At 57.7% G+C, this 23650-nt stretch carries 15 protein-coding genes, 2 tRNA genes and 3 rRNA genes; 4 read left to right on the forward strand and 16 right to left on the reverse strand.

Annotated elements, in window-relative coordinates; all coding sequences use genetic code 11:
* Window positions 1-18: 18 nt before the first annotated feature.
* Window positions 19-711, forward strand: a complete 693-nt coding sequence (locus GYM47_RS14770; protein ID WP_153844183.1) for a type 1 glutamine amidotransferase — start codon at window positions 19-21, stop codon at window positions 709-711.
* A gap of 25 nt (window positions 712-736) precedes the next feature.
* Here the strand turns inward: GYM47_RS14770 and mnmH are convergent, their stop codons facing one another.
* The 4 genes from mnmH to GYM47_RS14790 all read right to left on the reverse strand — a co-directional run bounded on the left by mnmH (window position 737) and on the right by GYM47_RS14790 (window position 4815).
* Window positions 737-1825 (reverse strand): tRNA 2-selenouridine(34) synthase MnmH, encoded by a 1089-nt coding sequence (mnmH, locus tag GYM47_RS14775; RefSeq protein WP_153844184.1) that lies wholly within the window; start codon window positions 1823-1825, stop codon window positions 737-739.
* Complete coding sequence (gene selD / locus GYM47_RS14780; protein WP_422822500.1) at window positions 1822-2862, reverse strand: selenide, water dikinase SelD; 1041 nt, start codon at window positions 2860-2862, stop codon at window positions 1822-1824. Before selD ends, mnmH begins: the two co-directional genes overlap by 4 nt.
* A gap of 31 nt (window positions 2863-2893) precedes the next feature.
* Window positions 2894-4267 (reverse strand): DNA repair protein RadA, encoded by a 1374-nt coding sequence (gene radA / locus GYM47_RS14785; protein WP_139526265.1) that lies wholly within the window; start codon window positions 4265-4267, stop codon window positions 2894-2896.
* 98 nt (window positions 4268-4365) lie between these two features.
* On the reverse strand, window positions 4366-4815 hold the full coding sequence (locus GYM47_RS14790; protein WP_139526264.1) for a copper resistance protein NlpE N-terminal domain-containing protein: 450 nt from the start codon (window positions 4813-4815) through the stop codon (window positions 4366-4368).
* 182 nt (window positions 4816-4997) lie between these two features.
* On the opposite strand from GYM47_RS14790, the gene hisC reads away from it, so the two are divergent.
* Window positions 4998-6062, forward strand: a complete 1065-nt coding sequence (gene hisC, locus GYM47_RS14795; protein ID WP_153844185.1) for a histidinol-phosphate transaminase — start codon at window positions 4998-5000, stop codon at window positions 6060-6062.
* A 385-nt stretch (window positions 6063-6447) separates the two neighbouring features.
* On the opposite strand, the gene rrf is transcribed toward hisC, so the two are convergent.
* The 7 genes from rrf to ilvC all read right to left on the reverse strand — a co-directional run bounded on the left by rrf (window position 6448) and on the right by ilvC (window position 14348).
* Window positions 6448-6563, reverse strand: a 5S ribosomal RNA gene (gene rrf / locus GYM47_RS14800).
* A gap of 155 nt (window positions 6564-6718) precedes the next feature.
* Window positions 6719-9609 (reverse strand): 23S ribosomal RNA (locus GYM47_RS14805).
* A gap of 212 nt (window positions 9610-9821) precedes the next feature.
* Window positions 9822-9897 (reverse strand) — tRNA-Ala (locus GYM47_RS14810).
* A 104-nt stretch (window positions 9898-10001) separates the two neighbouring features.
* Window positions 10002-10078 (reverse strand) — tRNA-Ile (locus tag GYM47_RS14815).
* Between the two features lie 220 nt (window positions 10079-10298).
* Window positions 10299-11831 (reverse strand): 16S ribosomal RNA (locus GYM47_RS14820).
* Together the 16S, 23S and 5S rRNA genes with 2 tRNA genes alongside form the textbook arrangement of a ribosomal RNA operon.
* Window positions 11832-12297: 466 nt before the next feature.
* Window positions 12298-13185, reverse strand: a complete 888-nt coding sequence (gene pssA / locus GYM47_RS14825) for a CDP-diacylglycerol--serine O-phosphatidyltransferase (RefSeq protein WP_139525680.1) — start codon at window positions 13183-13185, stop codon at window positions 12298-12300.
* Between the two features lie 146 nt (window positions 13186-13331).
* A complete protein-coding gene (gene ilvC, locus GYM47_RS14830) occupies window positions 13332-14348 on the reverse strand; it encodes a ketol-acid reductoisomerase (protein ID WP_153843120.1) in 1017 nt (338 codons plus the stop codon).
* Between the two features lie 196 nt (window positions 14349-14544).
* On the opposite strand from ilvC, the gene ilvY reads away from it, so the two are divergent.
* Window positions 14545-15432 (forward strand): HTH-type transcriptional activator IlvY, encoded by an 888-nt coding sequence (gene ilvY, locus GYM47_RS14835; protein ID WP_153843119.1) that lies wholly within the window; start codon window positions 14545-14547, stop codon window positions 15430-15432.
* Window positions 15433-15502: 70 nt separating this feature from the next.
* Here ilvY and ilvN read toward each other — a convergent pair whose 3' ends face one another.
* The 5 genes from ilvN to rluD form a co-directional block, all read right to left on the reverse strand.
* Window positions 15503-15994: an acetolactate synthase small subunit gene (ilvN, locus tag GYM47_RS14840; RefSeq protein WP_030074339.1), complete on the reverse strand. Its 492-nt coding sequence runs from the start codon at window positions 15992-15994 to the stop codon at window positions 15503-15505.
* Window positions 15994-17718, reverse strand: a complete 1725-nt coding sequence (locus tag GYM47_RS14845; protein ID WP_139525682.1) for an acetolactate synthase 3 large subunit — start codon at window positions 17716-17718, stop codon at window positions 15994-15996. The genes ilvN and GYM47_RS14845 overlap by 1 nt, the downstream gene beginning before the upstream one ends.
* Before the next feature lie 505 nt (window positions 17719-18223).
* Window positions 18224-20803, reverse strand: a complete 2580-nt coding sequence (clpB, locus tag GYM47_RS14850; protein ID WP_139525683.1) for an ATP-dependent chaperone ClpB — start codon at window positions 20801-20803, stop codon at window positions 18224-18226.
* Between the two features lie 127 nt (window positions 20804-20930).
* Window positions 20931-21686: a peptidoglycan editing factor PgeF gene (gene pgeF / locus GYM47_RS14855; protein WP_153843118.1), complete on the reverse strand. Its 756-nt coding sequence runs from the start codon at window positions 21684-21686 to the stop codon at window positions 20931-20933.
* Window positions 21683-22642 carry a 23S rRNA pseudouridine(1911/1915/1917) synthase RluD gene (gene rluD / locus GYM47_RS14860; protein ID WP_139525685.1) on the reverse strand — a complete coding sequence of 320 codons (960 nt, stop codon included), beginning with the start codon at window positions 22640-22642 and terminating at the stop codon, window positions 21683-21685. Before rluD ends, pgeF begins: the two co-directional genes overlap by 4 nt.
* Window positions 22643-22836: 194 nt before the next feature.
* Here rluD and GYM47_RS14865 point away from each other — a divergent pair, with 194 nt between their 5' ends.
* Window positions 22837-23649 carry an outer membrane protein assembly factor BamD gene (locus GYM47_RS14865; RefSeq protein WP_139525686.1) on the forward strand — a complete coding sequence of 271 codons (813 nt, stop codon included), beginning with the start codon at window positions 22837-22839 and terminating at the stop codon, window positions 23647-23649.
* The last annotated feature ends 1 nt before the right edge of the window (window position 23650 follow it).

Here is a 23650-nt window from a genome sequence, read left to right on the forward strand (position 1 = left end):
GCCGGCGAGGAGATTACCATGCATATTCATCTGCTACAGCACGGCCCTGACCATGGCCCCGCCCGTCTGACCGACTGGCTTGAGAGTATGGGCCATAGTTACACCGTTTTTCATCTTTACGCGGGAGAACTCACGCCCCGCCCTGGGGAGTCCGATGCGCTCATCGTGCTGGATGGCCCCGATAGCCTAGTTAGCGAGCCTCCCGCCTGGCACAAAGCGGAGCGTAAACTGATCCATCGTTATCTAGATGGACAAAAGCCAATGCTGGGCATTGGCTTGGGAGCGCTTTGGGTAGCAGAAGCACTCGAGGCCGTCATCGCCCCCGGCACCTACCCCGAAACCGGTTGGCACACCGTTACCCTAGCGCCGGAAAGCGGCTTCGATTTACCCGAGCAGTTCGAGGCATTCATGTGGCATCGTTTGGTATTCAGCCTACCCGATGGTGCGATTCCGCTGGGCGGCAGCGCGGCGGCGCCGCTACAGGGGTTTAGCTGGGATGTCGGTCGGGTAGTAGGCTTGCTATGCCACGTCGAGACCACCCAAGCGAGCCTCGCTCCGCTGCTTCGCGATCCCGACCGACCCAAGGCGAAAAGCACCTCCACCGGGCGTTTTTTGCAAACCGATGAGGAGATACTGGAAGACCCCGCGCGCTTTCAGCGCTTGGCACCGCTGCTGGATCGCGTCATGACCCAGTGGCTTAAGAGCGCTTGATGCCCCACCGCTCGGGGCGTCATCGTTAAGTACTCCACTGCCGCGCAGCGGCAAGACAGCTCTCCCAATCGCCCACGAAGAGCTCTGCGGGCCGACTGTTCTGCTGCTTTTCCAGGTGGTAACGGTAAAGCGGGTCGTAATACTCGGTGAGTAGCGGGGCGAGCCACGCCTCATGGGCCTGGATATCGCCAGCGGCATGAGCTCTGAACGCCATGGCCTGCAGACGCTGCAGGCGCTGTAGACGCGCATTGCCCAGGCGCTTGGCCAGCCGTTCCAGGGCGCTCGACAGTTGGCGCTGCATACGTCGTCGTCCCTCTTCCGGGCCAAAGCGCGCTGCATAGCCCTGCTCTAGCGCTTCGATATAGTCGCGACGCAACTGATCTAGTCGCCAATCGAGCGGCATCTCGATGCGAATACGCGGCGCGCGCTGCAGGGCGTACCAAACCTCTAGCGGAATGTTGGCGTTGCCGATTTGCCGCGACTCATCCTCAAAGACGAGCTTGCCCGTCTGCCCTATCAAACGCTGGGCCAAGGCATGCTCGAAGTCGATTTGCGTCGTGGGTTCCTCGGGCTGTCGGCCAAACGCAGAGCCTTTGTGATTGGCACAGGCTTCCAAATCGATCCCATTGGGCAGTCGATGGATCAGTGCAGTCTTCGCGCAACCGGTCAGCCCGGCGATCACCAGCATGGGTTGGCGAGCGGCTTCATCGATTCGCTGGCAAAGCCGTTGGCGAAGCGCCTTCCAACCTCCCTCGATACGCGGACGATGAACTCCAGTATCGGCCAGCCACTGCTGAGCAATTTTCGAGCGTAGCCCGCCGCGAAAGCAGTAAACGATCGCCTCTGGGTGCTGGGCCAAGTACTGCTGCCAAGCAGCGATCCTGGCTTGTTTCACCTCACCACTGACCAGCCGCTCACCTAACGCAATGGCGGCCTGTTGGCCCTGCTGTTTGTAAGCAATGCCAACCTGATGGCGCTCTTCGTCTACCATCAGCGGCAAATTGACCGCCCCCGGAAGGCTGCCTTGGGCAAACTCAACTGGGGCGCGCACATCGATCAGCGGTATGTTCGCTGCAATCAGTTCAAGAGAGGCTGGCGTGGTCGACAGCGTCATCCAACGACCTCGATGCTTATCTTGCCCTGGGCTGCTTTGAGGGTGCCGAACGGCGCTAGCGTGAGCCCATGCTCGCGTCCAATACGTTCTACGTCATCTTCCCAGGCGGGATCCACACTGATCAGCAGGCCACCAGAGGTCTGCGGGTCGCATAGCCACTGCCAGTGGGCGTCATCCATCGCCGGTAGCGCGCTCCCCAGTGCGTCACGATTACGCAAGGCACCACCAGGCACGGCGCCTTGGCGACGGTAACCTTCCGCCTCGGCGAGCCTAGGCAGGCGACGAAAATCGATCTCGGCCATCACGCCACTGGCACTACACATTTCACTGAGATGACCCGCCAAACCAAACCCGGTCACGTCCGTCATGGCATTGACGCCCTTCACTTGAGCGAGCGCGACCCCGATGGCGTTGGGTTTGAGCATGGTTTCCCGAGCGAGACCATGGTGCCCAGCTTCCAGCAGTCCGCGCTTTTCGGCCGTGGTGAGCATGCCGACACCGAGCGGTTTGGTCAGAAACAGCAGATCGCCGGGTTTGGCTTGGCTGTTGAGTTTCAAATGGTCGAGATCGACCAGGCCGTTTACCGCTAAACCAAACATTGGCTCTGGGGCATCGATGGAGTGTCCACCGGCCAGGGCAATGCCCAGCTCGCGGCAGACCGCTTGGGCACCTGCGACCACATCGCCGGCAATGTCTGGGCCCAGCTTATCCAGCGGCCAACCCAAAATGCCCAGCGCCATGACGGGAGTACCTCCCATGGCGTATACATCGCTAATGGCGTTGGTTGCGGCGATACGACCAAAATCGAACGGGTCATCGACGATGGGCATGAAAAAGTCGGTGGTCGCAATCATGCCGCGACCATCGCCCAGATCATAGACGGCGGCATCTTCACGACCTTGATTGCCTACGATCAGCCGCTGGTGCCCCGCCGCAGGCCCGGCTTTGGCGAGAATGCCATCGAGTACGTCCGGAGCGATCTTGCAGCCGCAGCCCGCTCCGTGGCTATATTGGGTCAAGCGAATCGAACTCATCATCCCTCTCCTTTTTGGTTAAGCATAGCCGAAGTTACAGCGCTTCCAGGGCATCGCTCAATTTATCCACGGGAATCACTTCCATGCCTTTGGGGGCCTGCTTGGGTGCATTGGCGCGCGGGACGATGGCGCGAAGAAAACCGTGCTTGGCCGCTTCTGCAATACGCTCCTGGCCGCTGGGGACCGGGCGTATCTCACCGGAAAGTCCTACCTCACCAAACACCACCAGCTCCTTGGGAAGCGCGCGGTTCTGCAGGCTGGACACCACGGCCAGCAGTACGGCAAGATCCGCACTGGTTTCCAGCACCTTGACACCACCTACCACATTCAGGAAAACGTCCTGATCCCCGGTAAACAGCCCACCATGGCGATTCAATACAGCCAGCAGCATGGCCAGGCGATTCTGATCGACCCCGACGGCCACACGACGCGGGTTGCCCAGAGCAGACTCATCGACGAGGGCTTGCACTTCGACCAGGATCGGCCGGGTTCCTTCCCACACCACCATGACGAGGCTGCCCGGCGCCTGCTGTTCCTGACGCGAGAGGAAGATGGCACTGGGGTTCTTGACCTCCTTGAGGCCTTGTTCAAGCATGGCGAAAACGCCCAGCTCGTTGACGGCACCAAAACGGTTCTTCTGGCCGCGTAGGGTGCGAAAGCGGGAGTCGGCGCCGCCTTCCAGCAGTAGCGAGGCGTCGATCATATGTTCGAGCACTTTGGGACCCGCCAGCGTGCCATCCTTGGTGACGTGCCCCACCAGCAGCAGCACGGTATGGGTCTGCTTGGCAAAGCGAGTCAGTGCAGCGGCGGACTCGCGCACCTGGGCAACGCCGCCAGGGGCCGAGCTAATATCCTCCAAATGCATGGTTTGAATGGAGTCGATGACCAATATTTCCGGCTTCTCTCGCTCTGCCACCGCTAGAATGGTCTCGACACTGGTCTCTGCCAACATCTTCAAGCCATTGGTGGGTAACTGCAGGCGGTGGGCGCGCATGGCCACCTGGGACAGCGACTCTTCTCCCGTGACATAGAGAATACGCCGCTGCTGGGCAAGCTTGCAGGCGGTTTGTAGCAACAGCGTCGATTTACCGGCTCCCGGGTTACCGCCCAGCAGCACGGCAGACCCTGGCACTAAACCACCGCCGAGTACGCGGTCGAACTCGGCGAAGGTCGAGGTCAGCCTGGGAACTTCGCTTAAATCGACATTGCTGAGATCCACCACGTCGCGCGACAGATCGCCTGCGTAACCAGCTCGCCCGCTGGATGCGGTGCCGCTACCGGGACGAGCGCTTGCCAGTTTGACCTCTGTGAGCGTGTTCCACTCTTGGCAGCTGGTACATTGACCTTGCCATTTACGATACTCTGCACCGCATTCAGTGCAGACAAAGGCACTTTTCGCTTTTGCCACCGCCTGTTCGCTCCTTTTCTTGTGTCACGTAAAGGGCTAAAAGAGTGCTCAGAAATGCAAAAGGCGGCCAGTGGCCGCCTTCGAGCGTCGTATAGGGCTTATTGACGCTGTAACTGCAACATCTCGCCATTTTCGAAACGGCGGCGCTCAGGGTCGATCAGCTCCAGAGTACGCTCATCGATGCGCTGGAAGTAGTAGATCTGACCGTCGCCGTTCGGCGTAAGCTCGTAGACCGTTGCGTCGGGGTCAGAGGGCGTGCCGGTCAACACTTCCCAGTTACCGGCGTAGTTCTCGTCTGGCGGTGTCTGGGGATGGTTACGGTAGGTAGCATCCAGAGTGAACGTACGCTCTTCCGGAGCACTCATCTCTTCACCAACCAGCGTAACATCCAGGTCAATGCCGTCACAGTTACGGCAAGGCAGGGTGCCTTGATAGTTAGCCTGCGATGCTGTCATCCCTGCATCGTCGCGCTGATCCGTTGGGCCAGCTGCACAGCCCGCCAACAGTGCCAACATAGCCGAACCGGCTAGCAAACTCCTGAATTGCATTGGGTGTCTCCTTATGGTGTTGGACATACATTTCTTTCGCGCGCTTATGACAGCATAACCGCTACAAGGTGCGACGCCCACCCCCACGCAGACAGTTATCGCATGCCACAGGGAAGGCTTGCGCTCTTGCGGCCATCAGGCGACCATGGTGCGATTACCGCTAGGATAATCAGGTTACGCTCATGAGCCAATATTGGAGCCCTGCCATTAGGGATCTGACGCCTTACGTGCCGGGTGAACAACCCCGCGAACGTGTCATCAAACTCAATACCAACGAAAATCCTTACCCGCCCGCGCCTGGCGTGAGCGAGGCGCTGCGCCAGTATGCGATCGATCATTTGCGTCTTTACCCTGATCCAACCTCGCTGTCGTTGCGGGAAACCTTGGCAAAGACCTATGGCGTTAGCGTAGCAGAAACCTTCGTAGGGAACGGCTCCGACGAGGTGTTGGCCTTCGCTTTTCAGGCGTTTTTTTGCCAAGGCGCTCCGTTGGATGTTCCCTCGATCACCTACAGCTTCTATCCCGTCTATGCCAATTTGTATGGCGTCGAGTTACGTAAGCACTCACTCAACGACCAGTGGGAAGTCGACTTGGACGCTTTGGCGAGCGCCTCTGAGCGTGCTGGGGTAATTTTTGCCAACCCTAATGCGCCAACCGGACATGCCCACCCGCTCGCCAGTATCGAAGCCCTGCTGAAGCGCGTGACGGATCGGGTGGTGTTGGTCGACGAAGCTTACGTCGATTTTGGCGCTGAGAGCGCGGTGGCTCTTATCGAGCGTTATCCCAACCTGCTAGTCACCGGTACGTTTTCGAAGTCGCGCAGCTTGGCCGGGCTTCGCCTCGGCTACGCGATTGGTTCTCCCGAGCTGATCGAAGGCTTACAACGAGTGAAGGACTCGTTCAACTCCTATCCGGTCGACAGCCTAGCCAGCGTCGTAGGTATCGAGGCACTAAAGGATACCCAACACTTCGACGCCTGCCGAAACAACGTGATCACCACCCGGGAGCGCACACGTCAGCGTTTGGAAGCCCTTGGTTTCGAAGTGCTTCCCTCTAAAGCCAACTTCCTGCTGGCCCAGCACCCGGACGTTGCCGGAGCGCAGCTGTTTGCAGGGCTTCGTGAGCGAGGTATTTTGGTACGCCACTTCAATACCGATCTGCTCAACAACTTCCTGCGCATCTCCATCGGCACCGATGACGAGATGGATAGCTTTATCGAAGCGCTAGAGTCCCTATGCGGTCAATAGCTCTACTTAGCTTCCCGCAATGCTGAAGCACCTGATGCTTGAACACCAAAACCCAGCCACTTGGCTGGGTTTTTAGTAAGCAGTGTACATTCTCTGTTGGGTACTGCGTCCACACGGCAGAAAGCCCCGCACACGGTGTGTACGGGGCTTATCGAGCGCGCAACAAAGAACCCAGCCGGTTGGCTGGGTTCTTTGCGGTATAAGTGCCTGATTATGTTCGGGCCGGCCACCCGGCGGGCGGCGCTCCGCGACTTTACTCGTCTCATCCTGAGACTCGCCCTTCGGGCCCGCTGAAGCGGTTCCCGTTCGTTCCCGACAAACGGGTCCAGGGAGAGACCCCTTAACGACAAAACCCCGACCAGATGGCCGGGGTTTCGTAATAAGTGCCTGACGATGACCTACTCTCGCATGGGGAGACCCCACACTACCATCGGCGCTAAGCGGTTTCACTTCTGAGTTCGGCATGGGATCAGGTGGTTCACGCGTGCTATGGTCGTCAGGCGTAACGGGTCATGCATATCATGCTGAGTGCGTCGTTGACGCGGTAAGTGATCGTCTCTTGTCCGCCAGCGTCTTGGCGGGCGGATGCGTATCCGGTTTTTCGAGTGGCTGTCCACTCGGTCGTTATCACGGCGACCAGACCCCTTGGGTGTTATAGGGTCAAGCCTCACGGGCCATTAGTACACGTTAGCTCAACGCCTTGCAGCGCTTCCACACCGTGCCTATCCACCAGCTGGTCTCGCTGGGCCCTTTAGGAGGCTCTAGGCCTCGGGGATGTCTCATCTTGAAGGGGGCTTCCCGCTTAGATGCTTTCAGCGGTTATCCCGTCCGACCATAGCTACCCGGCAATGCCACTGGCGTGACAACCGGAACACCAGAGGGTCGTCCACTCCGGTCCTCTCGTACTAGGAGCAGCTCTTCTCAAACATCCAACGCCCACGGCAGATAGGGACCGAACTGTCTCACGACGTTCTAAACCCAGCTCGCGTACCACTTTAAATGGCGAACAGCCATACCCTTGGGACCGACTTCAGCCCCAGGATGTGATGAGCCGACATCGAGGTGCCAAACACCGCCGTCGATGTGAACTCTTGGGCGGTATCAGCCTGTTATCCCCGGAGTACCTTTTATCCGTTGAGCGATGGCCCTTCCATACAGAACCACCGGATCACTAGAACCTGCTTTCGCACCTGCTCGACGTGTCTGTCTCGCAGTCAAGCACCCTTATGCTCTTGCACTCATTGCACGATGTCCGACCGTGCTGAGGGTACCTTCGTGCTCCTCCGTTACGCTTTGGGAGGAGACCGCCCCAGTCAAACTACCCACCACACACTGTCCTCGATCCGGATCACGGACCTGAGTGAGAACGCCAATGATGCCAGGCTGGTATTTCAAGGTTGGCTCCACCCGAACTGGCGTCCGGGTTTCAAAGCCTCCCAGCTATCCTACACAGGCAACATCAGCGTCCAGTGTGAAGCTATAGTAAAGGTTCACGGGGTCTTTCCGTCTAGCCGCGGGTACACCGCATCTTCACGGCGATTTCAATTTCACTGAGTCTCGGGTGGAGACAGCGTGGCCATCATTACGCCATTCGTGCAGGTCGGAACTTACCCGACAAGGAATTTCGCTACCTTAGGACCGTTATAGTTACGGCCGCCGTTTACCGGGGCTTCGATCAAGAGCGTCGGCCGAGGCCTAACACCATCACTTAACCTTCCGGCACCGGGCAGGCGTCACACCCTATACGTCCGCTTGCGCGTTAGCAGAGTGCTGTGTTTTTACTAAACAGTTGCAGCCACCTGGTATCTTCGACCGGTTCGGGCTGAAGGAGCAAGTCCTCTCACCCTACGCCGGCGTGCCTTCTCCCGAAGTTACGGCACCATTTTGCCTAGTTCCTTCACCCGAGTTCTCTCAAGCGCCTTGGGATTCTCACCCTGACCACCTGTGTCGGTTTGGGGTACGGTCGCACATGATCTGAAGCTTAGAGGCTTTTCCTGGAAGCGTGGCATCAATGACTTCGACACCGTAGTGTCTTCGTTTCGTGTCTCGGCCTTGAGCGCCCGGATTTACCTAAGCGCTCAGCCTACTCACTTTCACCAGGACAACCAACGCCTGGCTCACCTAGCCTTCTCCGTCCCCCCATCGCAATCATGTCCGGTACGGGAATATTGACCCGTTTCCCATCGACTACGCCTTTCGGCCTCGCCTTAGGGGCCGACTCACTCTGCTCCGATTAGCGTCGAACAGAAACCCTTGGTCTTCCGGCGAGGGAGTTTTTCACTCCCTTTATCGTTACTCATGTCAGCATTCGCACTCGTGATACCTCCAGCATGCTTCTCAACACACCTTCATCGGCTTACACGACGCTCCTCTACCGCTCACACATCGTGTGAACCCGTAGCTTCGGTACCTGGTTTAGCCCCGTTACATCTTCCGCGCAGGCCGACTCGACTAGTGAGCTATTACGCTTTCTTTAAAGGATGGCTGCTTCTAAGCCAACCTCCTAGCTGTCTGAGCCTTCCCACATCGTTTCCCACTTAACCAGGATTTGGGGACCTTAGCTGACGGTCTGGGTTGTTTCCCTTTTCACGACGGACGTTAGCACCCGCCGTGTGTCTCCCACGCTGGCACTCACCGGTATTCGGAGTTTGCCTCGGGTTGGTAAGTCGGGATGACCCCCTAGCCGAAACAGTGCTCTACCCCCGGCGGTGATACGTGAGGCGCTACCTAAATAGCTTTCGAGGAGAACCAGCTATCTCCGAGCTTGATTAGCCTTTCACTCCGATCCACAAGTCATCCAAATCTTTTTCAACAGATCCTGGTTCGGGCCTCCAGTTGATGTTACTCAACCTTCACCCTGCTCATGGATAGATCGCTCGGTTTCGGGTCTATATCCAGCGACTGTGTCGCCCAGTTAAGACTCGGTTTCCCTACGGCTCCCCTATACGGTTAACCTCGCCACTGAATATAAGTCGCTGACCCATTATACAAAAGGTACGCAGTCACGGAACAAGTCCGCTCCTACTGCTTGTACGCACACGGTTTCAGGATCTATTTCACTCCCCTCTCCGGGGTTCTTTTCGCCTTTCCCTCACGGTACTGGTTCACTATCGGTCAGCCAGGAGTATTTAGCCTTGGAGGATGGTCCCCCCGTCTTCAGTCAAGGTTTCTCGTGCCCCGACCTACTCGATTTCACGTGATCAGATTTTCGACTACGGGGCTATCACCCGCTATGGCCAGACTTCCCAGTCTGTTCGCCTAATCATTCACACGCTTAAGGGCTGGTCCCCGTTCGCTCGCCGCTACTAGGGGAATCTCGGTTGATTTCTTTTCCTCAGGGTACTTAGATGTTTCAGTTCCCCTGGTTCGCCTCTTACGCCTATGGATTCAGCGCAAGATACTCATCTTGTGATGAGTGGGTTTCCCCATTCAGAGATGTCCGGGTCACAGGTCGTTTGCCACCTCACCGAACCTTATCGCAGGCTACCACGTCTTTCATCGCCTCTGGCTGCCTAGGCATCCACCGTGTGCGCTTCATTGCTTGACCCTATAACCCGAAGGAGTCTGGTGTCTCGCAATGACAACGATTGCCGGATACGCTTGAGACGTATCACTTAACAATTACGTATGAACGTTATAAAACGTTCATGTCAGCATGATATACATTGTTAAAGAGCGACTGTTCAGTGAACAGTGATAAAGCGACATGAATAATGTCAGACTTATCAGTGGTCACGAAACAACAAACGGTGTCGAGGATGGTGGAGCCAAGCGGGATCGAACCGCTGACCTCCTGCGTGCAAGGCAGGCGCTCTCCCAGCTGAGCTATGGCCCCATCTTGTAGCACTTTACTTCCACAAATTTCTGTAAGACAAGGCAAAATGCGACGACGTATAGCCTGCTATACGAGGAACATTTTAACGCCGTATTACAGGAATTTGGTGGGTCTGGGCAGACTTGAACTGCCGACCTCACCCTTATCAGGGGTGCGCTCTAACCAACTGAGCTACAGACCCGTGCTTCTAACGACCTCTCGTTACTGCATCGGCTGGCCGACCTCACCCTCCTTTCCATTTAAGGTCAGGGGGTGCGCTCTAACCAACCGAGCTACAGACCCGGTCATTTCGCTGTATGCTTGAACTCGTTGCCCAAACAAAGCGGAAATAGCTACCGTTTGCTCTACTATCTGATCAGGTAATTCATTGTGAGCGCTTACCGCGAGGGTGAGTCATCGGTTAAGGAGGTGATCCAGCCGCAGGTTCCCCTACGGCTACCTTGTTACGACTTCACCCCAGTCATGAACCACACCGTGGTGATCGCCCTCTTGCGTTAGGCTAACCACTTCTGGTGCAGTCCACTCCCATGGTGTGACGGGCGGTGTGTACAAGGCCCGGGAACGTATTCACCGTAGCATTCTGATCTACGATTACTAGCGATTCCGACTTCACGGAGTCGAGTTGCAGACTCCGATCCGGACTGAGATCGGCTTTTCGGGATTGGCTCACTCTCGCGAGTTGGCAACCCTTTGTACCGACCATTGTAGCACGTGTGTAGCCCTACTCGTAAGGGCCATGATGACTTGACGTCGTCCCCACCTTCCTCCGGTTTGTCACCGGCAGTCTCCTTAGAGTTCCCGCCATTACGCGCTGGCAAATAAGGACAAGGGTTGCGCTCGTTACGGGACTTAACCCAACATTTCACAACACGAGCTGACGACAGCCATGCAGCACCTGTCTCTGCGTTCCCGAAGGCACTAAGGTATCTCTACCGAATTCGCAGGATGTCAAGAGTAGGTAAGGTTCTTCGCGTTGCATCGAATTAAACCACATGCTCCACCGCTTGTGCGGGCCCCCGTCAATTCATTTGAGTTTTAACCTTGCGGCCGTACTCCCCAGGCGGTCGACTTATCGCGTTAACTTCGCCACAAAGTGCGCTAGGCACCCAACGGCTGGTCGACATCGTTTACGGCGTGGACTACCAGGGTATCTAATCCTGTTTGCTACCCACGCTTTCGCACCTCAGTGTCAGTGTCAGTCCAGAAGGCCGCCTTCGCCACTGGTATTCCTCCCGATCTCTACGCATTTCACCGCTACACCGGGAATTCTACCTTCCTCTCCTGCACTCTAGCTTGACAGTTCCGGATGCCGTTCCCAGGTTGAGCCCGGGGCTTTCACAACCGGCTTATCAAGCCACCTACGCGCGCTTTACGCCCAGTAATTCCGATTAACGCTTGCACCCTCCGTATTACCGCGGCTGCTGGCACGGAGTTAGCCGGTGCTTCTTCTGCGAGTGATGTCTTTCCTAGCGGGTATTAACCGCTAGGCGTTCTTCCTCGCTGAAAGTGCTTTACAACCCGAGGGCCTTCTTCACACACGCGGCATGGCTGGATCAGGGTTCCCCCCATTGTCCAATATTCCCCACTGCTGCCTCCCGTAGGAGTTCGGGCCGTGTCTCAGTCCCGATGTGGCTGATCATCCTCTCAGACCAGCTACGGATCGTGGCCTTGGTGAGCCGTTACCTCACCAACTAGCTAATCCGACATAGGCTCATCCGATAGCGGGAGCCGAAGCCCCCTTTCTCCCGTAGGACGTATGCGGTATTAGCCTGGGTTTCCCCAGGTTATCCCCCACTATCGGGCAGATTCCTATGCATTACTCACCCGTCCGCCGCTCGTCAGCATCCAGCAAGCTGGATCTGTTACCGCTCGACTTGCATGTGTTAGGCCTGCCGCCAGCGTTCAATCTGAGCCATGATCAAACTCTTCAGTTTAAGATCGATGCGGTTCTTGCCTGTCGCCGAAGCAACAGAAGCGAACCAAACTTGGCTCAAGGGTCAAACGAATTCATTCATTAGGCCGAAGCCTGTTTGACGAGTCGCTTGCCTTGATAATGGGTGATTTGTCACCCTCATCGGCAAGCGCCCACATGAATTACCTGATCAAATTGTTAAAGAGCAACTTTCGTAATGTCGCTGCGGCGGGCTCGATGACCTGACCCGTGCTGCCTCAGCGAGGAAGGCGTATTCTACGCATTCCGTGGCGTTTGTCAACCGCTGTTTTCAGCGGGCGAAGCGAGCGATCTGACCAACCTACCACAGAACTCTAACTTCCTGACAAACAAGAGGTTTTTCAACCTCATCACCGCTGGTAACGCTGAGCGTCCCCGGCAGCGGATGCGTACTTTACGGATTCGATGCCGGGTTGGCAAGGGCTAATGTGAAAAAGTTTTCAAAATGTTCAGCGTTTGGGTTTTGCCTTACGCATGACGGCCAAGATGGGGCCCGAACACACGTAAGCCGCAAACAGCAGCAGCAGCATGACCGACGGCTCGACGGAGATCATTACGAACCCCAGTACGACCGCCAACAGTACCACGAAAGGCACGGGCTTCTTGAAGTCCAAGTCCTTGAAGCTGTAGTAACGGATGTTACTCACCATCAAGATCCCTGCAGCTCCAACGACAACGAGCATCAGCAGCTTGAAGCCAAAGGCATCGGCATCGAAGCTGTGAAACGTCCATACGCTAGCGGCCACTAACGCCGCCGCCGATGGGCTAGGCAAGCCGATGAACCATTTTTTATCGACACTGCCGATTTGCACGTTGAAACGCGCCAAGCGCAGCGCAGCGCAGGCGACATAAAGAAAAGCGACCACCCAACCTGTTTTTCCAATATCTTGGAGAATCCAGGTGAAGGCGACCAATGCCGGCGCCATACCGAACGAGATCATATCGGCCAAACTGTCGTACTCTGCCCCGAACTCACTCTGGGTATTGGTCATACGCGCCACGCGACCATCCAGACCGTCCAGCACCATAGCAATGAAAATGGCGACGGCTGCCGAGGTGAACTCACCGTTGATACCGGCCACGACGGCAAAAAAACCGGAAAAGAGCGCAGAAGTCGTGAACAGGTTGGGCAGTAGATAGATCCCTTTACGGCGAATCTTTTTACCATCTTCGACGGCTTCTTCCACGACCTCGGTTTCTCGCAAAAACGCGGCGGCAAGATCTTCATTGCCGACGTCTTCGTCTTTGGCAGACGAAGACGGAAGGGTGTCATCGGCAGCCGACGTCTCGGAAGGCTGCGTGCTGCCGTGCTTTTGGTCGCGAGCATCCTGGGTCATAAGCATCATCCATTTGAAGTGAATTCACACGAAAAGGGTTCTCTTCTCATTCTACACGGTGACGCCCAGGCGACCAGCCAATTGCCCTAGACAACGAAAAACGCCCCGAAGCAGCGCTTCGGGGCGTGGATAACGCTATGCGTCGTTTAATTCTTGGACTTATCGACGAGCTGGTTAGCAGCAATCCACGGCATCATGCCGCGCAGCTTGGCACCGACCTGCTCGATCTCGTGTTCCGCATTCAGGCGACGACGAGCCGTCATGGACGGATAGTTGGTGTTGCCTTCCTGAATGAACATTTTGGCGTATTCACCGGTTTGGATACGCTTAAGAGCATTACGCATCGCCGCGCGAGACTCATCGTTGATGACCTCAGGCCCCGTCACGTACTCACCATACTCGGCATTGTTGGAGATGGAGTAATTCATGTTGGCGATGCCGCCTTCGTACATCAGGTCGACGATGAGCTTGAGCTCATGCAGACATTCGAAGTAAGCCATTTCCGGGGCATAACCGGCTTCGGTCAGCGTCTCGAAGCCCGCTTTTACCAGTTCGACCGCACCGCCACACAGGACCGCTTGTTCACCGAACAGGTCGGTTTCGGTCTCGTCTTTGAAGGTCGTTTCGATGATACCGCTACGGCCACCGCCGACACCGGCCGCATAGGAGAGTGCCAGTTCTTTGGCGCTGCCTGACGCGTCTTGGTGAATAGCGATCAGATCCGGAATACCACCGCCCTTGACGAACTCAGAGCGAACGGTGTGGCCCGGCGCTTTCGGCGCGATCATGATCACGTCGAGGTCTTTGCGCGGCTCGATCTGGTTGTAGTGAATGTTGAAGCCGTGGGCGAACGCCAGGGTTGCGCCTTCTTTCAGGTTCGGCTCGACTTCCTGCTCGTAAATCGCCTTTTGGTTTTCGTCCGGCGCCAGAATCATGACGAGGTCAGCGGTTTTACACGCTTCCGGTACGCTGGCGACTTTCAAGCCAGCCGCTTCGGCTTTTGCTGCAGACGAGGAGCCTTTGCGCAGGGCAACGGTGACGTCGACGCCCGACTCTTTCAGGTTGTTAGCATGCGCATGACCTTGCGAGCCATAACCCACGATGGTGACTTTCTTAGCCTGAATGAGAGAAAGGTCACAATCTTTATCGTAATAAACGTGCATGGCGAAACTCCAGAAGTCGATGAAACCAAAAGTTTTTATTGCGTAAGTGTCAGCGTTGATGGCCACCCGTGCCGTCTTTTGCAGCACTAGGATTTGGCGTTGAGGCCACTCTACGCCAGCGCAGCTATTGCGTAAAACGCTATGTTTGCAACATACTATTTCATATTATGAAATATCGTTCAGTCCAAAGGCTCTCATGGATTTCCGCTTACTCAGGCATGTCACCATCCTGGCCGATACGCTGCATTTTGGCCGCGCTAGCGAGCTTTGCCATATCAGCCCCTCGACGCTGAGCCGCTCCATCCAACAGGTGGAGAGCGAGCTCGGTACGCGCCTGTTTGAACGGGACAACCGCCATGTAACGCTCACTCCTCAAGGCATCACCTTCCAACGCTATGCCAAGGAGACGCTCGAGCAGTGGGAAACGCAAAAGCGCACACTGGCGGCGACGACGGAGCAGCTCAGCGGCGAGATCAGCATTTACTGCTCCGTCACCGCAAGCTATAGCTTCCTCTATGAACTGCTCAGCGATGTGCGCACCCGCCACCCCGGCATAGAGCTCAAGCTGCATACCGGCGACCCCGCCGATGCGATGTCCCGGGTACTGGAAGGCGCTGATGACATGGCGATCACGCCGCGACCGCGCATCCCGCCCAGCGCACTGGCCTTCAAGTCGCTGACCCGCTCACCGCTGCTATTCATTGCGCCTACCGACGCGCATGCGTGGCTGCCACCGCAGCCGGACAGCTCCACCGCCGAGCAGTGGCAGCACGTGCCGATGATCTTGTCAGAAGCCGGTCTCTCTAGGGAGTACGCCAACACGTGGTTCAAGGCCATGGGCATTACCCCACGGATTTATGCCCAGGTCGCGGGGCACGAAGCCATCGTCAGCATGGTCGGGCTTGGGTTTGGTGTGGGCGTGGTGCCCAAGATCGTTTTGGACAATAGCCCACTGGCAGAGCGCGTGCAGATACTCAATGTCAAACCCGAGCTCCCCCACTACGACGTTGGCCTCTGCGTACTGAACCGGCGGCTCAAAAATCCGATGATCGACGCGTTTTGGGCGGCGGTGATCCCACGCTGATGCGCCCCTTACGCACGAAAAAGCCGCCCGGCGAAGGGCGGCTTTGAACGTTGCAGCGTTGAGTCGCGATTTAAAGCGACAGGACTTTATCGCCCCGTGCAATACCCGACACCCCGGTACGTGCTACTTCGAGAATGCCCACGGGTGCCATAGCCTGCAGGAAAGCGTCCAGTTTCGACGCGTCGCCAGTGATCTGTACGGTGTACAGGCTGGGCGTGACGTCGACGATCTGCGCGCGAAAGATATCCACCGTGCGCTTGACTTCATCGCGGGCGGCACCGAGTGCTTTCACCTTCACCAGCATCAGCTCGCGCTCGATGTGGTTGCCTTCGGTGAGGTCCACCAGCTTCACCACATCGATCAACTTGTTGAGGTGCTTGGTGATCTGCTCGATCACTCGGTCGTCGCCCACCGTGGTGACCGTCAGGCGTGACAGTGACGGATCTTCCGTCGGCGCTACGTTCAACGTTTCGATGTTGAAGTTACGCTGGGAGAAAAGCCCGACCACACGCGACAGCGCACCCGGTTCGTTTTCCATCAGAATCGAGATGATATGACGCATCAGGTACGCTCCGTTTTGGACAGCAGCATGTCACGCATAGCACCCAACGGTACCTGCATCGGATAGACGTGCTCATGGGGATCGACCTTGACGTCCAGGAAGACCAGCTCATGCTTGTCGGCAAAGGCACGTTCCAGCGCCGGTTCCAACTCGTCTAGCGTCGTAACGGTGATCGCGGTGAACCCGTACGCCTCTATCAGCATATGAAAGTCGGGTAGCGACTCCATGTAGGAGTGCGCATGGCGGGACTTGTAGTTCAAATCTTGCCACTGGCGCACCATGCCGAGCGATGCGTTATTCAGGTTGACGATCTTGACGCCCACGCCGTACTGCTTACAGGTGGAGAGTTCCTGCATCATCATCTGGAAACTGCCTTCGCCGGTAACGCACACCACATCGTCGTCCGGGAAGTTTTGCTTGATCCCCATGGCCGCCGGGAAGCCAAAGCCCATGGTTCCCAAGCCACCGGAGGTAATCAGGCGGTTGGGCTTATCAAACTTGTAATACTGCGCGGCAAACATCTGATGCTGACCTACGTCGGTGGTGACGTAGGCTTCGCCACGGGTGACGCGGCACAGCGCCTCGATAACTTCTTGCGGCTTCAGCGCCTCGCCAGCCTTGGAAGGCTCGTAGAGCTTACCTTCACGCTCGGCCCGCCAGCCGTCAATCTTCTGCCACCAGTCGGTCAACGCGTCAGGATGCGCAATGGCATTGCCCTGCACTAGGCTAATCATTTCGTTGATGACGCTGGAGGCCGGGCCGACGATCGGCACGTCAGCACGCACGGTCTTGGAGACCGAACTGGGATCGACGTCGACGTGAATGATTTTCGCCGTCGGGCAGAACTTCGACGTATTGTTGGTTACCCGGTCATCAAAACGCGCGCCAATGGCAATGATCAAATCGGCGTGGTGCATGGCCATGTTGGACTCGTAGGAGCCGTGCATCCCCAGCCACCCCAAACACTGGCGGTCACTTTGCGGATACGCGCCGATGCCCATCAGCGTGGTGGTAATGGGGAAACCCAGCTGCTTCACCAAATCGGTCAAGCCTTCGCTGGCCTTGCCGGTCACCACGCCACCGCCGGTGTAGAATACGGGGCGCTTGGCCTTCAGCATCATTTCGACGGCTTTTTTGATCTGTCCCGTATGGCCACGGGTCACCGGGTTATACGAGCGCAGCTTGACCTTTTTCGGGTACACGTACTCGTAGCGCTCGGTAGGAGCGGTCATGTCCTTAGGAATGTCGACGACCACCGGGCCAGGACGGCCGGTCGATGCCAAATAGAAGGCTTTTTTCAGCACTTCCGGGATCTCGGACGGATGACGAATCGAGAAGCTGTGCTTCACGATGGGGCGCGTGACGCCGACGATATCGGTTTCCTGGAAGGCGTCGTCACCGATCAGGTGGCTCATGACCTGCCCACACAGCACCACCATGGGAATGGAGTCCATGTAGGCGGTCGCAATGCCCGTCACCGCGTTGGTCGCGCCGGGGCCCGAGGTCACCAGCACCACGCCGGGCTTGCCGGAGGCACGGGCATAGCCATCGGCCGCGTGGGTGGCCGCCTGTTCGTGACGTACGAGAATGTGCTTCACTTTGTCTTGGCGGAACAGCGCGTCATAAATATGCAGCGCCGCACCACCGGGATAACCATAAATGTACTCGACGCCCTCATCTTGCAAGAAGCGGGCGATCATATCTGCGCCGGAAAGCAGTTCCACTGTGTTTCTCCCCTGGAGGTCTCGAGTGCGATCCGCAGGGCATCCTGCGGGGTCGAGTGCGGCGGTATGCCGCTGCCGGCCCATGCCGGCACCTGATGCCAAACCCTGGCAATATGGCCCGGTTAGGGCCTGCACTCTCATCGGGAACGCTCATTGATGGCAACCATAAAGAGCGTCTCCCTTACACGGCGGTTTACCGTGTCGGGGCGTTGGCCAGGTCAGGCGGTTAGCCCAAGCCCGGAAGTCCTTCGGCGGGTAAAGGCGTGAGCCTACCCTTCGCGCGGGGATGAGGGGTTGCCCGTTGGTTCCGCGCCCGCAAATCAGGAACCCACAAGATTCCATTAGCACCCTTAGCCTGTCAACCTCAGAACCGACCAAACGCAACAAAGGTCGCAGTCAGCGCAAAAAAATGCCCCGTCCGCGACGCTGACGGGGCATTTGCCCTATTTAATTGCGCAATATCCGCACGACATTGCGCTAAATCCGACTCTTCGAGAAGGTAAGATTAGTTAAACACCAACTTTCCTTCTTCTGCACTGATGTGAATGGTTGTGCCGGGAAGATACTTGCCTGCGAGCAGATCCTGCGCCAGCGGATTTTCGATACGGCTCTGAATAGCACGCTTGAGTGGCCGTGCCCCAAACACAGGGTCGAAGCCCACCACCGCGAGTTGCGCCATGGCATCGTCGCTCAATTCCAGACGCAGATCGTGCTCCGCAAGCCGTGCCTTCAAGCGCTCCAATTGAATGCCAGCGATGGCCTGAATCTGCTCCTGACCAAGGGCGTGGAACACCACCACCTCATCGATCCGGTTGATCAGCTCAGGGCGAAAATGGTTACCCACGACCTCCATCACCGCATTTTTCATCAGCTCATAGTCGTTATCATCCCCGCCCATGCGCTGGATGATGTCCGAGCCCATGTTGGAGGTCATGACGATCACCGTGTTGCGGAAGTCCACCGTGCGCCCCTGGCCATCGGTCAAACGTCCATCTTCCAGCACTTGCAGCAGAATGTTGAACACATCCGGGTGTGCTTTTTCCACCTCGTCCAGTAGCAGCACCGAGTAAGGCTTGCGGCGAACGGCCTCGGTCAAGTAGCCGCCCTCTTCGTACCCCACGTAGCCGGGAGGCGCACCGATCAGGCGGGCCACGGAATGCTTCTCCATGAATTCCGACATGTCGATGCGCACCATGGCTTCTTCGGTGTCGAACAAGAAGTTGGCCAACGACTTGCACAGCTCGGTCTTGCCCACACCGGTTGGACCGAGAAACAGGAATGAGCCGTTGGGGCGGTTGGGGTCGGCAAGACCCGCCCGGGAACGGCGCACTGCGTTGGCGACGGCCTCGACCGCCTCGTTCTGGCCGATGACGCGCTCGTGGAGGGCCTCTTCCATGCGCAGCAGTTTATCCCGCTCGCCTTCCAGCATTTTGGATACGGGAATGCCCGTCCAGCGCGAGACCACCTCTGCGATTTCCTCTTCCGTGACGTTGGAGCGCAACAGCTGATGGCTGGCAGTATCGGCTTCGCCTTCTCCTGCTTCGCTGATCTTTTTCTCCAGCTCGGGAATCTTGCCGTACTGGATTTCCGACATGCGGCCCAAATCACCCTGACGACGCGCCTGCTCAAGATCGATACGCGCTTGCTCGAGCTCCGCTTTGAACTGCGCGGCGCCTTGAATGCTGGCTTTTTCCGCCTTCCAGATCTCATCCAGGTCAGCGTAGTCACGCTCTAACTCGTGGATCTGCTGATTGAGCGCCTCCAAGCGTTTTTTGGTCGCTTCGTCGGTCTCTTTCTTGAGCGCCTCCCGCTCCATTTTGAGCTGAATGAGACGACGGTCTAGACGGTCCATCTCTTCAGGCTTGGAGTCCAGCTCCATACGAATCCGCGAGGCGGCTTCATCGATCAGGTCGATGGCCTTGTCCGGCAACTGGCGGTCGGTGATATAGCGCGTCGAGAGCTTGGCCGCCGCGATGATCGCAGAGTCGGTAATATCAACGCCATGGTGCACCTCGTAGCGCTCTTTAAGGCCCCGCAAAATAGCAATGGTATCGGCCTCGGTAGGCTCGTCCACCAGCACTTTTTGGAAACGGCGTTCCAGGGCGGCGTCTTTCTCGATGTACTTGCGATACTCATCCAGCGTCGTCGCCCCCACGCAATGCAATTCGCCCCGTGCCAGCGCTGGTTTGAGCATATTGCCCGCGTCCATGGCGCCATCGGCCTTTCCAGCGCCCACCATGGTATGCAACTCATCGATGAACAGGATCACTCGTCCCTCTTCTTGGGAGAGCTCTTTCAACACGGCTTTCAGGCGCTCTTCGAACTCACCGCGAAACTTGGCTCCGGCGAGCAGCGCGCCCATATCCAACGACAGCACGCGCTTCTCTTTCAAACCTTCGGGTACTTCACCGTTGACGATGCGCTGGGCCAAGCCCTCGACGATGGCGGTTTTACCTACACCAGGTTCGCCAATCAGCACCGGGTTGTTTTTGGTGCGACGCTGCAACACCTGAATCGTACGGCGGATTTCGTCGTCGCGACCGATCACAGGGTCGAGCTTGCCGTCCAGCGCGCGCTGGGTGAGGTCCAACGTGTACTTGTTGAGCGCCTCCCGCTGCTCTTCGGCATTGGGGTCATCTACCCTAGCACCACCACGCAGGCTGTCGATCGCCGCCTCTAACGTTTTACGGCTGAGTCCAGCCTCTTTCATCAGCTTGGTGATGGCACTGTTCATCTCCAGCGCAGCCAGCAGCACGAGCTCGGAGGCGATGAATTGATCGCCGCGCTTTTGCGCTTCGCGGTCGGTGAGATTGATCAGTTTGACGAAGTCACGCGATGGCTGCACTTCGCCATCGAATTGGCTGACTTTGGGTAGGTCATCCACTAGGCGCTGCAGACCGTCGCGCAGGCGTGAACTGCTGCCGTCGGCTTTCTCGATCAGCGCTTTGATGCCGGTATCTTTGGTATCGATCAGCGCCAGCAGCAGATGCGCGGGATCTAACTGGTTGTGGCCTTGGCCCACGGCGAGGGACTGCGCCTCGGCAATGGCGGCCTGTAATTTGGCGGTGAATTTATCGAATCGCATGGTGTGCCTCCTGGGGATGCCGTGCGTTTGGACCCACGGCGCTGCCCATTGACCTGTCGTTGAACGTGCTAAAGACGATTAGCTTGACAAGTAAGATGGCGTCATATCCACGCATTTCAAGTGGCGATTAATTGATCCAGATCACACTCGCCATGCGACCAGTGTTGCCGCTGTCACGGCGATAGGAGTAAAAGCGCGATTCGCAGGCAGTGCAGAAGTGTCCGCCGCTAATGTGGTGAATGCCCAGTGCTTCCAGGCGAAAACGGGCCAGCCTATACAGATCGGCCATATAGTGGCCTAGCCGGTACGGGCTGTGGTCGAACGCGTCGGCCGTGTCTGGATGTACAGCCACGAAAGCGCCGTACACTTCGGGTCCCACCTCGAACTGCGCATTCGAGATGGCCGGCCCCAACCACACCAGGATATCGTCGGGGTCGCAATTCATGGCGGCGATGGTGGCTTCCAACACGCCACCGGCCAGCCCACGCCAGCCCGCATGCGCAACCGCCACCTGCGTTCCTTGACGATTGCAAAACAGCACTGGCAAACAGTCGGCGGTGAGAACGACACAGGCGTACTCGCGGCTGTTGGCAAGCGCAGCATCGGCGTCGGGTGCATCGCTTTGGTACTCCTGCTGCACCCGCGCGCCGTGGGTTTGATTAAGCCACAGTAGCGGGCGTTCATCGCCGATCTCTTTGTGTAGCAACCGTCGGCACAGTGCAACATGGTCGGCATTGTCCCCAACGTGAGCGGCCGGATTGAACGCCGCAAAGTCATTCTGGCTCGGCCCCGTTTCACGCGTGGTCACAAAAGCTCGCACGTTGGCGGGCGCCGGCCAGTCCGGCAGCAGAAGCGTCGGGCGCAGATCTATGGCATCGCTCATCGCATGGTCTCGCTATCGTCGCGCAGGTAGTCCAACAACATTAGTAGATCATCGGGTAGATCGGCTTGAAAAGTAAGGGTTTCACCACTAACGGGGTGCACGAAGCTGAGCTTTCGGGCATGCAGCGCCTGACGGGGGAACTCGCGCAAAATCTCTTTCAACGGCCCAGCGGCCCCCGGCGGGAGCTTGGCACGGCCGCTATAGAGTGGGTCGCCAATCAAAGGATAGCGAGCGTGGGCCATGTGCACGCGAATCTGATGAGTGCGGCCGGTTTCTAGCTGGCAGCGCACGTGGGTATGGGCGCGAAAACGCTCGACCACGCGAAAATGCGTCACGGCGGGCTTGCCGGACGCCGTCACGGCCTGGCGCTTGCGGTCTTTCGGGTGCCTGCCAATCGGCGCATCGATGGTGCTACCCGCCACGGGCTTACCGATCACGATGGCATCGTACTGACGCGACACGGTACGGGCTTGCAACTGCTCGACTAGCGCTGTTTGCGCGGGCAAGGTCTTAGCGACCATCATCAGGCCGGTCGTGTCTTTATCCAAGCGGTGGACGATGCCTGCCCGGGGCACTTCGGCCAACGCCGGGTGATGATGCAGCAGGGCATTGAGCAAGGTGCCATCCGGGTTGCCCGCCGCCGGGTGCACGACCATGCCCGCCGCCTTATTGATGACGATGACGTCCTCGTCTTCGTAGACGATGTCCAGCGCGATGTCCTGGGGCTCGAAACGCGTGTCCTCCTCGATGGTCGCATTGAGCGTGAGCACTTCGTGGCCATGCAGTTTGGCTTTCGGCTTGACCTTGACCCCATCGACGGTGAGTTCACCGGCGTTGATCCACGCTTTCAAACGCTCGCGGGAGTAATCACTGAACAACTCCGCCGCTGCTTGGTCCAAGCGCGCGCCAGCTAACGTTGCGGGCACCCGCTGCGTGGCTTCAACAATACGAGACATGAATGACCTCTCTAAGACGCTAACCGCCCAATCGAACCACCTGAGATGCGCGACTTACCGCTACGACGTGTCGCTAAGCCTGCGTTTTGCGTCTAGGTGTTTTATAGTGGGCTCACTGCGACCTATTCTACCATTTCTACTTATGGCCATCGTCGCTTTTCGGTGATTGAGGCTTGTTTGCAACGAGGATGATGATGCGCGTTTTTTCCGCTGCCCACCGCTTTGGCGCCCTAGCCTTGAGCCTTGCCCTTCTCGCAGGCTGCGCCAGCAACGACACGACCCCGGAAGAGGAAGACGAGTTTGCGGGGGTCCAAGAGCGCGAGCTATATGAGCTGGCACGCACCGCGCTCGATAGCAACCGCTTCCCGATTGCTATCGAGCGCCTTGAAGCGTTGGATACCCGTTATCCGTTTGGCCCTCACGCCGAACAGGCTCAGCTCGAACTGATTTACGCCTACTACGAAAACAGTAACTGGGAAGAGGCGCGGGCGGCTGCCAGCCGCTTCATTCGCTTACATCCCGATCATCCTCAGGTCGACTATGCCTATTACCTCCGCGGGCTAGCCGCTTGGCAGGCGGGCCGCTTCAGCCTCGAGCGCCTGCGCCTGATCGACATCTCCAAGCGTGATCTGGGGGCCTCGCGCGATGCTTACAACGATTTCCGCGAACTGATTCAGCGCTTCCCACAGAGCCAGTACGCCCCGGATGCCCAGCAACGTATCGTCTACCTGCGTGAGCTCTTAGCACGCCATGAGCTGCACGTGGCCGACTACTACCTCCGCCGCGGCGCTTTTCTAGCCGCCGTCGAGCGAGGCCGCTGGGTGATCGAAAACTACCCGGAATCCAACGCGACTCGCGATGCGCTGGCGACGATGGTCGAGGGCTACCAGGGGCTAGGGATGGAAGATCGCGCGAGCGAGGTTCTCACCGTGCTGCGTGAAAATGCACCGGGTCATGAGCAACTTCGAGGTGGTCGTTTCGTGCCAAAGCATGACAACAGCGACTGAC

The sequence above is a fragment of the Vreelandella piezotolerans genome, assembly GCF_012427705.1.
In the GTDB taxonomy this organism is placed as follows: domain Bacteria; phylum Pseudomonadota; class Gammaproteobacteria; order Pseudomonadales; family Halomonadaceae; genus Vreelandella; species Vreelandella piezotolerans.